Origin of the sequence: Flavobacterium sp. T12S277, assembly GCF_048514875.1 — a bacterium.
GTDB lineage: Bacteria > Bacteroidota > Bacteroidia > Flavobacteriales > Flavobacteriaceae > Flavobacterium.
The window spans coordinates 1-15660 of the sequence record NZ_JBLYEG010000002.1; the positions used below are offsets into that span (position 1 = coordinate 1).

Annotated in this window: 15 protein-coding genes, 1 tRNA gene and 1 pseudogene; 5 read left to right on the forward strand and 12 right to left on the reverse strand. The window is 33.3% G+C overall.

Translation table 11 applies throughout. From position 1 onward, the window contains the following. Positions 1-409: 409 nt before the first annotated feature. The gene (locus tag ACN1CN_RS04220; RefSeq protein WP_419134766.1) at positions 410-1183 is read right to left on the reverse strand and encodes a hypothetical protein; all 774 of its coding nucleotides are present in this window, start codon (positions 1181-1183) and stop codon (positions 410-412) included. A gap of 256 nt (positions 1184-1439) precedes the next feature. Between ACN1CN_RS04220 and ACN1CN_RS04225 the strand changes: the two are divergent. The 4 genes and pseudogenes from ACN1CN_RS04225 to ACN1CN_RS04240 all read left to right on the forward strand — a co-directional run. Then, positions 1440-2354: pseudogene (locus ACN1CN_RS04225) on the forward strand (peptidase domain-containing ABC transporter); the annotation flags it as partial. 127 nt (positions 2355-2481) lie between these two features. Continuing rightward, positions 2482-3093 carry a hypothetical protein gene (locus tag ACN1CN_RS04230; protein WP_419134767.1) on the forward strand — a complete coding sequence of 204 codons (612 nt, stop codon included), beginning with the start codon at positions 2482-2484 and terminating at the stop codon, positions 3091-3093. Further along, the gene (locus ACN1CN_RS04235; RefSeq protein ID WP_419134768.1) at positions 3086-3445 is read left to right on the forward strand and encodes an HlyD family efflux transporter periplasmic adaptor subunit; all 360 of its coding nucleotides are present in this window, start codon (positions 3086-3088) and stop codon (positions 3443-3445) included. The genes ACN1CN_RS04230 and ACN1CN_RS04235 overlap by 8 nt, the downstream gene beginning before the upstream one ends. 48 nt (positions 3446-3493) lie before the next feature. Continuing rightward, positions 3494-3649, forward strand: a complete 156-nt coding sequence (locus tag ACN1CN_RS04240; RefSeq protein WP_419134769.1) for a hypothetical protein — start codon at positions 3494-3496, stop codon at positions 3647-3649. Positions 3650-3715: 66 nt separating this feature from the next. Here the strand turns inward: ACN1CN_RS04240 and ACN1CN_RS04245 are convergent, their stop codons facing one another. From ACN1CN_RS04245 to ACN1CN_RS04295, 11 genes are all read right to left on the reverse strand, one after another. Next, complete coding sequence (locus ACN1CN_RS04245; protein ID WP_419134770.1) at positions 3716-4273, reverse strand: hypothetical protein; 558 nt, start codon at positions 4271-4273, stop codon at positions 3716-3718. An 18-nt stretch (positions 4274-4291) separates the two neighbouring features. Then, entirely contained in the window at positions 4292-5311 is a 1020-nt protein-coding gene (locus ACN1CN_RS04250) for a relaxase/mobilization nuclease domain-containing protein (protein ID WP_419134771.1), read from the reverse strand. Further along, the gene (locus ACN1CN_RS04255) at positions 5308-5685 is read right to left on the reverse strand and encodes a plasmid mobilization protein (protein WP_419134772.1); all 378 of its coding nucleotides are present in this window, start codon (positions 5683-5685) and stop codon (positions 5308-5310) included. The genes ACN1CN_RS04250 and ACN1CN_RS04255 overlap by 4 nt, the downstream gene beginning before the upstream one ends. A gap of 123 nt (positions 5686-5808) precedes the next feature. Then, the gene (locus ACN1CN_RS04260) at positions 5809-6861 is read right to left on the reverse strand and encodes a toprim domain-containing protein (protein ID WP_419134773.1); all 1053 of its coding nucleotides are present in this window, start codon (positions 6859-6861) and stop codon (positions 5809-5811) included. 149 nt (positions 6862-7010) lie between these two features. Beyond that, positions 7011-8243, reverse strand: a complete 1233-nt coding sequence (locus ACN1CN_RS04265) for a primase-helicase family protein (RefSeq protein WP_419134774.1) — start codon at positions 8241-8243, stop codon at positions 7011-7013. A gap of 93 nt (positions 8244-8336) precedes the next feature. After that, the gene (locus ACN1CN_RS04270; protein WP_419134775.1) at positions 8337-8672 is read right to left on the reverse strand and encodes a helix-turn-helix domain-containing protein; all 336 of its coding nucleotides are present in this window, start codon (positions 8670-8672) and stop codon (positions 8337-8339) included. Positions 8673-8850: 178 nt separating this feature from the next. Then, a complete protein-coding gene (locus tag ACN1CN_RS04275; RefSeq protein ID WP_419134776.1) occupies positions 8851-9672 on the reverse strand; it encodes a hypothetical protein in 822 nt (273 codons plus the stop codon). Between the two features lie 129 nt (positions 9673-9801). Continuing rightward, a tRNA-Ile gene (locus tag ACN1CN_RS04280) sits at positions 9802-9875 on the reverse strand. Positions 9876-10022: 147 nt separating this feature from the next. After that, positions 10023-10427, reverse strand: coding sequence for a methylmalonyl-CoA epimerase (gene mce, locus ACN1CN_RS04285; RefSeq protein WP_264525545.1), 405 nt, complete (start codon positions 10425-10427; stop codon positions 10023-10025). 22 nt (positions 10428-10449) lie between these two features. Next, the gene (locus tag ACN1CN_RS04290) at positions 10450-12822 is read right to left on the reverse strand and encodes a hypothetical protein (RefSeq protein WP_419134777.1); all 2373 of its coding nucleotides are present in this window, start codon (positions 12820-12822) and stop codon (positions 10450-10452) included. After that, the gene (locus tag ACN1CN_RS04295) at positions 12782-13786 is read right to left on the reverse strand and encodes a hypothetical protein (RefSeq protein ID WP_419134778.1); all 1005 of its coding nucleotides are present in this window, start codon (positions 13784-13786) and stop codon (positions 12782-12784) included. Before ACN1CN_RS04295 ends, ACN1CN_RS04290 begins: the two co-directional genes overlap by 41 nt. Before the next feature lie 174 nt (positions 13787-13960). On the opposite strand from ACN1CN_RS04295, the gene ACN1CN_RS04300 reads away from it, so the two are divergent. Then, complete coding sequence (locus tag ACN1CN_RS04300) at positions 13961-15649, forward strand: Ig-like domain-containing protein (RefSeq protein WP_419134779.1); 1689 nt, start codon at positions 13961-13963, stop codon at positions 15647-15649. Positions 15650-15660: the final 11 nt, after the last annotated feature.

Sequence of the window (15660 nt, forward strand, 5' to 3'; positions counted from 1 at the left end):
GTTTTTAATCGTTAATTAACCACAAAACCTGGTGGTCAATTTGCTCCGGAATCAGGTGGTCAGTTTGCTCCGGAACGGGTGGTCAATTTACTCCGGAATTAGGTGGTCAAATTGACCGGTTTTTCCACATTATCTCTTATTAAAAATCTAGGTTATGTTTAAAAATTAAAGTGGTAACCTGTGTCTATTTTTGGCTAATTTATTTTACAAAATAATTATTCTTTAAATACTTTATTAAAGTGTATATTATAATTATTGAAAAGCATAATACGCTTAAAATTAATAAGTAGTTAGTTAATTTGCTCTCTATTTCAAACATTTTTGAAATAAAAAAAATCGCTATTGATAACGTGCCGATTATTCTCAAAAATAATCTTATTCGTTTTTGATTTTTATTCATAATAAAAAATTATTGGTTTCTTGGTGTGTTTTGATCGTCATTCCCACGCGGTCCCATATATGGTTCTTGCCAAATTTGCATTGTAGGACTTCCTCCAAACTTATTTGTTTTGACATATCCAGTGTATGACACAGAGTTTGTACTATTAAGGGTAAATGAACCTATGCCTATTGAAGTCGAAAATTGACCAATTGCTTCGAAAACTATCATATTGCCATAGGTAGTTATATTTACTGCTGTCTGGGAGTAATCTCCCGCCATATCATAACCATATTTGTATGTTGTTACAGATGATTCACTAACATTACCATTAGCATCTAGATTATAATCGATTCTAACAGCGATATTTGCTGCAGGAAAACTGTTGTCAAAATAAAGTGTAGAGGAATATTTGTATGGCGGATCATCACTAGTATCAGCATTTTTACTAGTTTTGTTGTTTTTTAAATTGTCCTGCAATATTTTTTTCCATTTCTGAGATCCTAAATCGTCTATCGTAGAAATATCATTTGAGCTTTTCATTTTAGAGGTCTCAAAATTAGTTTTAAGTGATTTTAATGTAGTTTCTAATTCTGCTAAACTTGATGTCTTATAAATTGGTTTCTGATTATTTGCTTTCTTGCTATTTGAGTTTTCTAAAGTGTATCCATAAGTGTCAGCTAAAATCTTAATTTGGTTATCTGAATTTATTTGTTTCTCGGTATTTTCTATTTGGTTGTCGCTATCGCAACTTGTTAAAGTAGCAACTAGAATGAGAACTAGAAGAAATAGGGGTTTTTTCATAAAATTGATATTTTTTTTTGTATTGAGTAACTGTAGATTCATTAAAAAAGTTTTTTAAGTTAAAGTTATAAGTTGCTCAAAAGTAAGAATTTTTTAATAAAAAAGAATAATTAAAATAGATAATGATTACAATAAGAATAAATTATCGCTACATTAAAAAGAAGTTATTAGTGGATAGTAAACGGCAACAAAAACGGCAACAAAAAAATAAAAAGCCTGTAAACGTTGAGTTTACAGGCTTTTTTGTGGAGTCGCCGGGATGATGCTGGCGATAAGTTCGATAGTAGGAGGTTTAAATGGCCCCATTGCACAACTGATAGAATTTGTCAGAGAGCTTCAGGATGCTAAAATATCACTGGCCAGATTATCTGAAATTCATGAGAAAGAAGACGAAGCACAACAGGAAGTCCATCAGACCAGTGATGTTCCTTACGATTCAGACATCGATATCCATAATCTTTCCTATCACTATTTAGGTTCCGATATTCCTGTTTTGGAGGATTTAACATTGAAAATTCCCGCGAATAAAGTCACTGCAATAGTAGGTGTCAGCGGAAGCAGAAAAACAACCCTGATGAAACTCCTCCTTAAATTCTATGAACCTGAAAAGGGAGAGATAAACATTGGAAATGCACAACTGAAAAATATTTCTCAACGAGCGTGGCGATCGAATATTGGGGCTGTTATGCAGGAAGGTTTTATTTTTAGTGATACTATTGCCAATAATATTGCGATTGGTATTGACAAGGTCGATAAAGAAAGTTTAGTTTATGCTGCTGATGTTGCGAATATAAAAGAATATATAAGCGGTTTACCGTTAGGTTACAATACAAAAATTGGCGCTGAGGGATTAGGAATGAGCACGGGGCAAAAGCAGCGTTTGTTAATTGCAAGAGCAGTTTATAAAAACCCGGAAATTTTGTTTTTTGACGAAGCTACATCAGCTTTGGATGCGAATAATGAAAAAGAAATAATGCAAAAGCTGGATATTTTCTTTAAAGATAAAACGGTAGTAGTTATTGCACACCGCTTAAGTACCGTTATGAATGCCGATCAAACTGTGGTTTTAGACAAAGGGAAAATCATCGAAATTGGCAGTCATTCTGTGCTGGTACAGCAAAAAGGGAATTATTTTGAACTGGTTAAAAATCAATTACAATTAGGAAATTAAGTCATGGCGGAAGATACTACATTCGAACTAAGAAGTGAAGAAATTCAGGACATTCTCACCAAAGTACCGCATTGGATGATACGTTGGGAACCGTTTTGATATTCGTCATCATTTTTATGCTTTTTTTATGTCCTGGTTTATCAAATATCCGGATGTTGTTAATACCGAAATTGTAATTACTACCAATATTCCGCCAAAGAAAATAGTCTCTAAGTCTTCAGGACGTATTGAAGCAATTCTGGTAAAAGACAAATCTGTTGTTTCAAAAAATACTACACTTGCCATTATCGAAAATACGGCCAACTACAATGATGTTTTTTTGCTAAAAAAGATCGTTGAAGAATATAATATCAATAATCCGAAGAAAGCCTTTCCTTTTGAATTGTTGAAAAACGCACAATTGGGTGAGATCGAAAGTGCTTTTGCTGTTTTTCAGAAAGATTATCAGGCTGAACAATTAAATAAAGACTTGCAGCCTTTTGCTGTTGAAAACAGAGCTCAGGTTTCTGAAAAGGTTCAGATTAAAGAAAGACTGGAAATTTTGCAACAGCAAAAAGTAATTAACGAAAGCGAATTACAGCTTCAGAAAAATGAAATTGCAAGATTTGAAACGCTATTCAATAAAGGAATCAATTTCTGCACAGGAGATGGAAGCCAAAAAACTGGGATTTCTTCAGGCACAAAAGAATTACAAAAGCCTCCTGTCTTCTATTTCTCAGCTAAAGTCAGCTTTGATTGATAACTCTAAGTTAAGTCAGAACTCGCAAATTAGTGGTACTAAAGAAGAAGTTACATTAGGAAGGAATATGGCACAGTCTTTTTATCAGCTCAAAAAAGTAATAAAAGATTGGGAGCTGGCCTATACTTTAAGATCATCGGTGAGCGGAGTGGTTACTTTTTTGCAGGTTTGGACAGAGAATCAGACAATTAATGTTGGCGATAATGTCTTTTCGATTATTCCCGATACTAAGAATGGATTTGTTGGAAAAGTAAAGGCTCCGGCTTTAAATTCCGGAAAAATAAAAGTGGGCCAAAAGGTAAACATCAGACTGGCAAATTTCCCCGACAGAGAATTCGGGGTGTTAAAATGAAAGATCCGCAATATTTCTCTTGTCCCTGATAAAGATGGAAATTTACTGTTGGATGTAGCACTTCCAAACGGATTGGAGATCTCCTATAAGAAAAAAATCATATTTCAGCAGGAAATGAAAGGAAACGCCGAAATCGTAACCGAAGATTTGCGTTTAATCGAGAGAATCTTGTATCAGTTTAAAAGTATTTTTGAGCAAGTTTAGAATTTCAGATGGTAGTGTCTCACTAACTGTGTAAGTTAAAAAAATGATGGGGTTATTAAACCACCATCATTTGCTTTCTATTGAGTTTACATAGGCTTTTTTCATAAGTTTTTTAGTTTCTTTATTGTTATTATCATACATATACTCCCAAGCTTTTCTTATCCTATCATTTTGAATTTGTTGCATTTCAATTTCTTTATTATTATCGTTATAATGTATTCCCCATCTGTAAAGATTGCTTAGGGCTACCATTATAGCAAGCCATAAAAACCACCTACTAAAAACAATTTTATAAAACAGTTTTGCATCCTGTTCAGGAAAGAACAAAATCTGGAATTTCCTAACGATACTTTTTGGTTGCCTACCAATCATATATTTTATGTCTAAAAACCCTTTTTGAAGAATAGCCTCAATTTGCTTAATATCCAATTGTTCTGAAACATTTTTTTCTATTTTATGTTCCTTTTTAGACGCATCGATTTTATTCTCTACGTTTTTAACTGCAGTAATAAGCACCTCAATATGCTGATTATTTGTTTTCTGTTCCAGTGTAAATTCCTCCAGTACTAATTGTAATGTCTCTCTTTCTATATGACCTTTGTCTGTATTTGAATTTGTTTCCATATTTTTTATTTTTTAATATCATCTCCTTAATACTGATTTCTTCTTTTTCTTTTGAGGAATTCTCTGTAATTCCGGATCGATATAATCCGGCTCATATTCAGGATTCATTAATTGTCCTATAACTCCTAAAACCTCTTTAACAACTGTTTCTCCTGGTCTTTCTAAACTATAGCTTTGCTTTTCTTTGTTTTGTTTTTCAGTGTTAAAAGAATTAGATACTGACTGAATATCTCTGCCATAATTTTTTTCTTTACCAGCATTTTTCATGACATACTGTTGTTTCTGATGCAATATCTTTTCAATTTTCATCAATGAAAAACCAACTTCGCTTCCTTTTATTTTTACTTTTTTATCATCTATAAAAGAAATCCCCCTGCCCTTAAGAACTTTATAACCCAACTCCCGCATATGTCTTTCAAATGCTAAATAGGAACTGGCATACTTTAATGTCTGTTGAATATCTGCTTTTATTTTTTCTTTTCTACTGTCATGACGAGGCAATAACCTGTCTTTAGGGGACAGGAATGCTCTTGGGCTTAATACTTCCTGAAGACCGTATTTCTTCTCAAGACGACGACAAAGTTCAGCCATGCGTTTATAGCTATTGCTATCATTGGCAACTTTGCCGTCAAATCCAACACGATTGGCTGCAATATGAATGTGTTGCTCTTTGGTATCCTTATGCAGTACACAGATATATTGGTTGTCTGCTATACCAAACTCCTTAGCGCATTCCCTACCAACTTCTCTTAATTGTTCTTTGGTCAATGTATCTTCTGGGGCTAAACGTAAAGTCAGATGCAACATTGGTTTTTCAACACGCCTGCTTAATTTCCTAACATCCTTAAACTGTCCAGTAAGCTCATATTTGTTTCCGAAGCATTTATTATATTCTAATACTTCTGCACGCTCTTTATGCTGCAAATGGTCTTGCATTGCAAGTGCAAGCTTTTTCTCGTCGGACAATTCTCTTTTATCTTCCAGACAGTAGCTAATGCAATGGTAAAAAGAGCGGCCTATACTTACATGACCTATCATGACATAAAGTTTTTAATTTGGACAGCAAGATCTTTAACCTGACCTGACTGCACTTTTAATTCTGCCCGTTCAAGCGGGCTTAATTCATCATTGCTATTTCTCTTTTTAGCTATTTGATTCAGGTTGGCTGCCATGTGGTTGAGTACTCCGGTAAAGCTTAGGATTTCTTTCGGAAGGGCTTTATTTCTGTAATCAATCTCTGACGTTAATCCGATTTCACGAAGATATTCGGAAACGCTAAGATTTAATTTTTTGGCTTTGGCTTCAATTATTTTGCGCTCGTAGAGCGTACATTTAATTGCCATAAGCTGATCTCTTTTTACAGCCTTTTTGGGTCTTCCTCCTCTGTTCTTTTTTATTTCTTTCTCTTCCATAGTCTCTTATCATTTATTTTTTGAATGCGGATGCATGAAAAAAATCCCTCTCAACGAATGCGGCAGCATGAGGGGAGCCAGCGTTTTGGTTTTACCAAAACATAGCTGGCTACCACTCGGACGTTATATAGATCGCCTAAAACTATGACCTCGATTAACTTGCTGTTTCTGATTTAACCATTCATTTAAATCTTTCTTTTGCTCATATAAAAAACTTTGGTCGGTATATTTTGTAGAATCTCTTTGGAGGGCTTCACGAGTAAATTTCAAACCTCCGGAATCTCTGTCTAAATAAAGATCGACTCTCTCATGTTTTTCCATTAACTGTACCGACTTGTTAAAAAAAGATAGTGAATTAAGTATCAAGGAATTTGTTTGTAGGTTAACCGATTTTTGATTCATCATTTTATAAGAGAGATAATCAAAAAAGCCTTCAAAAACAACAACTGATTTTGCTTGGTTATCTATGAAAGTGATATCTTTTGGTGAGCTGCTACCCTTAAAATTTTCATTTCGGAGTTCATACCCTCCTGAAATATTCTGAAATCCAATTGCAGTATGCTTTCGATTATTTAAATAAAAATCAATCTCTTTACAATAGTGTCTTGCAATCTCTTGTGAAATGCTTCGTTTATCTAAATAATCCAGTAGTGCTTTACTTTCCAATGTGCGTACATCAACAATGACAATTTTATCAAGGGGATTATCTTTCTTTTCATTTGCAATTCTTGAATTTGAAAACTGTCGTTTGTCATTCTTAGATGACAAACTTACACCGGAGGAAATACTGTTACCATTTAAAAGTTGTAAAAATTCAGAAACAGTGCATCTAAAATATTCAATCCCAAAATCGACTACATTTCCTCCTTTGCCTATTCCATGGTCATACCATGAATTTAATTTTTGATTCACTTTAAAAGAGGGTGTGTTTTCATTTCTGAATGGCGATAGATACCAATAATCCTGATTTTTTATTTTTAATGGCTCATATCCTAGTGTTTCAAGATACTCGACTAAATCAATTTGATTTGCAATTTTACAATTGAACTTTTCCATAAGTGTTTTTTTTAATAAATCTTCAATTTGATTTTGTGCAAGTCTGTTTTTTGCTAATGAAAAAAGAATTATATTTTTTGCTTTTTTTTGATATTTTGATGCAAATTCCACATAATCCATTGATTATATTAAGATTACACTGCATCAATAGCTACATCAGTGCATCACTTTATTTTTGTCCTGCATCAGTTTTGCATCAAAAAAGAGTCTTTTTTAGTTTGATGCAAGCTTTGATGCAGATCTATTTAACTCAATTACAAGACTTTATACTAATTTTGCATCAAAGCATCAAATATTTTATAATACAAAATCTTTTTAATGGTATAAAAACGCCCTCTTCGATCTACTTTTACGTATTCACCATGCGACAATAATTCAATTCCACAATAAGACTTCGTATTGTCTTCGGGTGTAAAACCCCATCGTTTGAGAATATTTCTTATTTCATTAGCAGAAATATTTATTCTGTTATTTTGCTTCCTCAGTAGAATAAAAATATCATTAGGAGCTAATTTCAACTCATCCTCATCCATTTTCTCAAAACATTCATGTATCAATTCAAGAATAAGTATTTCTTCTTTATTTCGATTTACAAGCTTTAATAAGGAAGCTGTCATAATCTGTTCGGGTTTAAACCACATTCTTGTTTTTTGTTGAGAAAAATAATTTCTCATTTGCAGGTACTTTAAGAAATACGGAATTTCTTTGTTCAGTTTTTTAAGAAAAAATACATCTTCTGTATTTATAGTACATATTTTACGAATCCAAAAACGGATTTCTTCTTCATCTATTTGAATAAAATTATCTTCATTATTAGAACAAAGAATAAATTTTGCAAAGAATTCAATTTCTTGTCGATCCTTTCCTTTTGCTTCTATTTTATCTTTGTCAGTTGTAGAAAGATACTTCAATCGTTCTGTAATCTCCTTTTTATCAAAAAAGACTTCATCAATCGCTACGAGCAACATACTTGCCCAATCAGAATTAAACTGCGAACCAAATGAATCGCCTTTTATGTAAGTCATATTCATTCCAAAAATTGCTTTCAACCACTTTATAAAAGAGCTTTTTCCTGTCGATCGCTCTTTACTTACTAAACAAAGAATTGGCAATGTTTGCGTAGGTTTTTCATATAAAATTTTTATATAGTCTAAGCCTAATTGCGTTTGGTCTCCAAAAATATGTTGAATAAATTGTAATGAATTTGGAATCAATTTTTCGAGTTCATGAATTGAAAATTCCTTAGAGATCGGTTGGCTAGGGAGTTCATGATAGGTATTATAGAAATCATCTACAATTTGCTCGTAACCAAAATGATTAGGAATACAGCAAAATCCATCTAATTTAAGTATGCTATTCAAAAATGATTTTCCATGATCTGAAATGATTGTTTCACGATTCCACCGAACCATTACTTTTACTTTATCGCCAGAGATTAAAGGTTTATCAATAATTTTGAAATAGGAAGTCCCTACTCTGATATAAGGAATATCTAAGTCCATAAGATTCAAATTATAATCCTTACAATCTTGTCATAAGAATTTGATTAAAAAATAAAAGATTTTTATGCGTTCATTTTACGGAAGTTGAACGCCTTATTTTTTCCACAAAGTAGCATTTGTGTTCTCAAGATCTTCAGAAGTACTAATGATTTCTCCGTTTAAATAATCAAGAAGATCTGCTTTTCGAAAATAGATTTTCTTTTGACCTTTTTTCTTGGAATATCTAATCTTTCGTTGGTGGGTAAGCTGATAAATGTATTTGACCTCTATAGATAAAAACTCGGCAGCTTCTTCAGAGGAATAAACATCTTTACTATTTAAAGATAGTTTCATTAATGCCTTTTTAATAAACGCATCTTGTTTCTTTGCTAGTTCCATTACGATCAATTCCAATCGATCAATTTTGGAAGTAAAATTGCTTGCATCCATGTTTCTAATTTTTAAATTATGAAACAAGTTTACGGAGGTTTGGCTATGTAAAAAATCGTGTAAAAACAATTTACATATTTAAAATAACTAATAATAATAAATTCTCAAACAGAACAAATCACTTTAGCTTATTTTATCTTTAAAAAACATATTTGAGTAATCAAATATTACATAGCGATCAAGGCAATTTTTCAAATAATCGTGTAAAATCGTTCATGTGTAAAATTTTATCTCCCTCATTTATTGTAATATACTTATTCAAAAAATCAATAATTTTGGTGTTTGTTTTATCTTTAATATGAGAATTCCAATTTTTTTGAATATTGAAAAGTGATGTCAATATTTCAATTATGTTCTGTTTTGAATTTCTTTTATTATTTATTTTTATTAAAATTGACCCTTCTTTTATTTCTATTCCATTGCATAACTTATAAAGATTTTCAATTGAAGAACTATCTCGAAAAATATTAATATACTTCTCTATTACTAAATCAAACTCCCTTCGATGAACCTGCTTAATAATATCTCCATTGGTCAAATTTATGGCATCTTTAAAATTCACACCATTCTGATTCATTGATCCAATTACATCACTTTCTTCAAAAACAACTTCTCTTTGTTTAAATATTTCGCTAGGGTTTTCAAGACAATCTTTTACTATTTTAAAAATACTGCTAGGTGTTTTTATTTCAAACATATAAAACAATAGAAACTGGGTAAAAACAAGCAAAAAGAGATTTAATAAGATTTTGTAAGTTTCTAAAACACTCAAAACTTCTTTACCAAGAAAGACTCCTAATAAAAATGATAAAAGAAAAATTAAAACCAAGATCAACAACCTACTTTTATTGATTCCTACATAATATCTAAATTTCTCTTCAAAATATAAATTTACAAATAGAGGTTTAACTATGAAAAACAATCTAAAAAGCAGATATACAGGAACAACAATTCTCGCAAAAATTAGAATAAATGACAAGATGTAGGTATAAATGGTCATATTATAATTAATTAAGTTATATAAAAGTAAACAAAACTAATTGATTATAAAACAATTGATGTTCGTCAAATGCTCGTCATAAGAAAATAAAAAAGCCTTTACATCACTGTAAAGGCTTGATTTTATTAGTGGTCCCACCTGGGCTCGAACCAGGGACCACCTGATTATGAGTCAGGTGCTCTAACCAGCTGAGCTATAGGACCGGTTTGAGGATGCAATATTACTACTATTTTTCATTCACTCCAAATATTTTGGGAGATGATTTGTATTTAATTTCAAACAACACCCTATGTTTCTTGAAACACAATTGATTTTCAACCGCTTATTTCCAATCCAAAAAAGATTTTTTTTTATCTAATTTCCTGGCAAAGCTCCACCAAAACACCATTTGTATTCTTTGGATGTAAAAAAACCACCAACTTATTGTCGGCACCTTTCTTCGGAACGTCATTAATCAACACAAAACCTTCATTTTTCAATCGGGCAATTTCGGCATGAATGTCTTCGACATCAAAAGCGATATGGTGAATCCCTTCTCCCTTTTTCTCCAAAAACTTCGCAATTGGACTTTCCGGATTGGTTGCCACCAAAAGCTCAATTTTGTTGGTTCCGGTTTGGAAAAACGAAGTTAAAACCCCCTCACTCTCTACCGATTCCATTTTATAAGACGGAACTCCTAATAATTTTTCGAACAGCACATTGGCATCTTCCATATTCTTCACCGCGATTCCGATATGCTCAATTTTATTTACCATAACCTCTAAAATTTAATTCCAATTATTGATTTACATACGTATTAAAGTAACCACATTCAGCAATAACATCCTGATAGTACTTCGTATCCGAATAGTCTTTTTTCAAGGCTTTAAAACCGCTCCAGGCAAGAAAATTAATTTTGTCCTCGTCGGCTTCCCACCAGTTTTTAAGATTGTTGTACTTGTTATTATAGTATTCGTTACGCTCACATTTTGCCAGCATATAAATACATTTTGCTTTTTGCTCTTTTGTGGTTGCCGCTTCCAGTGCTTTTTGATAGTACATTTTAGGAAGATCGCAATTGGTAATCATTCGCTTCATTGAATCTCTAAACGAATACGGACTTGAACCATAGCCCACAATAGTCGTTTCATAAAAAGTTCTCGCGTTTCCAAAATGGGTAATGTTGTAAAAGGCATTCCCCAGCAACAAACTATTGGTGTACACCTCTTCTTTTTGAGCCAGCTTGTCCTGCATGGCTTTAATAGTATTCAGAAACTCAATTTGAGAATATTTCTTTTTCTGATTCGCCGTATGATCACAATCGTGACAGTCTTTGATGTTTCCATTAAACGGATTCCCTAAGAAAACCGCATACTGCACAGAATCTGCCTGTTGAATAAATGTGATTGCCTCAGCAATTTTATTTTTGTACGTCGCCTGAACAGCCTGAAAACTATTGATATCTTTTAATTTCAGATAATAAATTCCTACTCCGATCTTCTCTATCTCAGATTTGTTGGACTTGGCCAAAAATGCTTTCATGTCGAGTAAATTCTTTTCGTTGTCATAATAAGCATTTCCTCCACCCCAATAATAAGAATTAGAATGCGAATCACCACCAAACAATTCTACCATCACCGGATTTGATTTTCCTCTGTACAACGTAGCCAGATAATTTTTACTCCATTGCGCTGCATTTTGATAACGAAACTCCTGTCCTTTATAGGTTTTAGGAAGCTCCTGATACAGCCAGTTCAAATCGGCCAGAATCGTCTTTTCATTTTTATCGGTAAGCTTATCAATTTTGCTCAGATTGTTTACAAAACGAAGCAACCTCAACTGATAGCTTGCCAATTCTGTTTTAGGCATTGTCTTCTCTGCTTTATTAAGATTGCTATCGGCCGCAGCATAATCTCCTTTTAAGGTTTGCAAATACCCCAATGAAATATCCCATAAATAAGGCTTCTCTGTATTTCCGGCAGCTGCAATTTTTGCTACCAAATCAAAAGCTTTCGTTTTAATCACGGCTTTATTGGCCTCCCTGTTTTCTACAATGGTCTGCTTTACCGCTGGTGCGTTGTAGTCGTCAGAATTGGTTTTTACTTCAAACGAATTATTAATATCCTGCTCCTGTTGGTTCACCAATCGCGTTAACAGGTAATTCAAATGTTCGCTTTTGGGATCTAAGTCGTAGATTTTTGCGATTGCTTCCGCCTCATCTTTATAAAAACCATGAACGGCCCAAAGTGCTGCTTTTTCTTTATTGTTTTTAGCCATCGCCAGTGACTTAATCCAATCGGCATCGTTTTTCGGTTTAAAACAATAAGCCGTAACCGTTCGCAATTGCGGACATTTATCAAACACTTTTGCGTACAAATAATTAGAGGTTGCAAACTTATTTTGCTGATGATGAACTCCGGCCACATACGAAAGCGCACGATAGTACAATACATTTTTAGGAACCGAAGCTTCGGTTTTATTAAAAAATTCAATTGTTTTTTTCTTATTGCTGCTATAAAAATAAGCCTTCGCAGTAAGAAACCAATACCTGTTTTTCAAAAACGGATCGGCAGTTGTATTGTACACATTTTCAATGGACTGAATCATTTTCAGATCTTTAAACGTTTTTGCCACAGCCGGATCGTAACTCCAGTAATCTTCACCAATAGAAACGGTTTCGATTTTTTGCGCCAGATACAAAAACTCTATAAAACTCTTAATTTTAGCCTCTTTCAGGTTGATTTTTTTCCCCCATTTCAAAGAGGTCTGATTTTCTTTCTTGTTCTTATAAAAAACATGAAGCTGTGTAATATCGGCTTTATTTTGAGCCGTTTTTTTCTCTGAAGAATACATCGGTGTTTTCTCTCCAATTAAAAAATAATTGACTGTTGCAGTATCTGCCTTGCCTTTTAAATAAGTCTCCCAATCGGATTTTATATCTTCATTAAATCTGGAATTATGCTCAGTATCAAAACCAATTCCATAAAAAATATCACCCGATAAGAAAAGCGGGGCATACGATTTATCTGCAAAAGCTTCAGGTGTAAAATTGGAATTGTAACCAAAAAAGTCCCAATCATCCCCGCCTCCACAGGCATAGATTATCCCATATACAAAAAGTAAAGCGGCACTAGAAACAAGAAACAACTTGTTCAAAAATATTCTTTTCATAGTTTTTTAAATTGAATTCGTCTAAATCGTAAAATATAATTTCTTTTGGCTTTTGAGCTACATTTTCTTCCAGCTCTTCTGCCATTTGTTTTAAATCTTCTGCTGCAATCGCCTCTATTTTCAACAGATCATTTTCTTCGTAAAATACTCCGTTTTTATAATTGGATTTTTTTACTTTAAAAAAGATCTTGCTCAACTGCTGAAAATTTGGATCGCTTTTAAGTTCGCTCACATTCATTTTGGATCGCAAACCAATCACTCTTTGGTTCCGGATGTGCACTCCCCAGGAATATATTGGCAAAGCAAAATCAAGGTGCAGCGGGTAATTTTTAAGGCTCTTCAAATACCGTGCAGCGATTTTCTGATCGTATATCGAGTTTAGCGAATCGGGAGCAATGGATCCCATATTGTAATACATCAAAACTCCGGAATCCACATTCGGGATTTTGGTTTTCTTAAAATATTTTACCTGATGCAAACGAATTGTAGCCGAAAGTTTTTGCTTTGAAAGTTCTTTTACACGCTCTATAAACTTAAGGTAGTTGTCTTTGCTCTTCAACGTCCAGTCACAATCGATTTGAATTTCATGAGAGGCGATTTTATTCTTTGTATTGATTTCTTCTACCAGATGAACTGTTTTTTGAGCCAAATCATTAACATCAAGACGAGGCATAGACATCACTTTGTTTTGAATAAAAACTACCGGAACGACTTCAAAAGCTTTGATATTTTCCTGAAAGCGAATAGGACTTAACGGAATAGGTTCCTGCGTTTGAGGATGCAGGCCAATATCAAAATACCGGATATAAAGTTTACTAACATCATTATCCTTCAACAGCTGTTTTTCTGTTTCAGATAGTTTCAGGATGGTTTTCCAATAATAAAAAGCAACAATTGGCTTTTCATTTTTACTGCAGGAAATCAGAAAAAAAATCAGGAAACCAATAAAAAATCTTTTTATCAAAACTCAGGAGAAATTATATTTGAACCCAAAAGTAAGAAATTATATGCTGTTATGGTCTTGAAATTTCAAAAAAACAGCAATTGGCGAAAGCTGTAAATCCTAATAAATGGATAAAAAATTTCAATTAAAGCAAATATAATCGTTATTTTGTGCTATTAAATTTTAGAAACCGTTATGTTGAAAAACAACCTCAGATATATTGCATTTTTATTGGTCTTTTTTATGTTGAGCTGTGCCAAACGAGGCAGCATTACCGGTGGCCTAAAAGACACTCTGGCTCCCGTTTTAAGATACAGTTCGCCTAAAAATTTCAGTACTAATTTTACAGGAAATGAAATTATTCTGGGATTTGATGAGTACGTAAAACTTAAAAACCTCAACAAACAGCTTATTATTTCACCTCCGATGAAACGTGAGCCGTTAATTTTACCCACTACTGCCAGCAAAGTAATCACTATCAAAATAAAAGATACTTTACAGCCTAACACGACTTACAGTTTTAACTTCGGACAAAGTATTGCAGACAATAATGAAGGGAATTCTATGAACCAGTTTAAATATGTTTTCTCGACAGGACCCCATATTGACTCACTTTCGATAGGCGGACAAATTAAAGATGCGTATGAAAAAAACGTTGATAATTTTGTTTCGGTAATGCTGTATGAAGTCAATGATACTTATAAAGATTCTTTGATTTACAAACAGAGTCCACGTTACATCACCAACACTCTGGACAGTTTGCGTACTTTTAAATTAGAAAATTTAAAGGCCGGAAAATACCTGTTAGTAGCCCTGAAAGACAAAGGAAACAACAACAGATACAACCCTAAAGACGACAAAATCGGGTTTATCAAACATTATATCACCGTTCCGAACGACACTATTTTTGAGCTCGAATTGTTCAAGGAAACACTTCCTTTTAAAGCAGTAAAACCCATACAGGCATCGGGAAATAAACTCTATCTTCCTTATGAGGGCAAACAAAATTTTAAACTTTCCAAACCAAAAGTTGTCCTGAAACATGGCAATGAAACTTTGGAAACGATTGTTACGGCTCTTCCTAAAAAAGATTCGTTACAAATTTGGTACAAACCTTTAAAAGCAGATTCTTTAGCTGTAGAAGTAAGCAAAGAAAAATACAACAAGAGGTTTAGTTTAAAAGTGAAAGACCAAAAGAAAGACACGTTAAACATAACTGCTGTACAAAACGGAACCATCAATTTCAGGGATCGTTTTACCTTAGAATCGGCCACGCCACTGGTAAAGTTTGACAAAGCAAAAATCCAACTGACCAATAAAGATTCACTTGGGGTAGCTTTCACCACAGAATATGATGAATTTGAACAAAAGTTCTATGTTGATTTCAAAAAAGAACCTCTTGAAAAATACACTATGACCTTTTTACCGGGCGCACTGACTGATTTTTATGACAAATCGAACGACACCCTGTCTATCAAACTAAGCACAAAAGAACCTGCCGATTACGGGAATCTTGTTTTGAACCTGCAGAATGTAAAACGTTTTCCAATTATAATCGAAGCTACTAACGCAAAAGGCGATGTGGTATATGCCAGCGATTACTCGGAAGGCAAAACTAAAATTGAATTTAACTTATTGGTGCCTGATAAATTTACAATTCGAATAATCTACGACGACAATAAGAACAAAATTTACGATTCGGGAGATTTCCTAAATAAAAAATATGCCGAAGAAGTGTTCTATTTCCAAACCAGTGTAGACGTCCGAACCAACTGGGATGTCGATCAGGCCATTGATTTAAGTGTTCCGTACAATCCTGAAGTGGAGAAAAAACAAATCGAGAAAAAGAAAAAAGAGGAAGAGAAGAAAAGAAAAGCATTCTAGATTTTAATCCC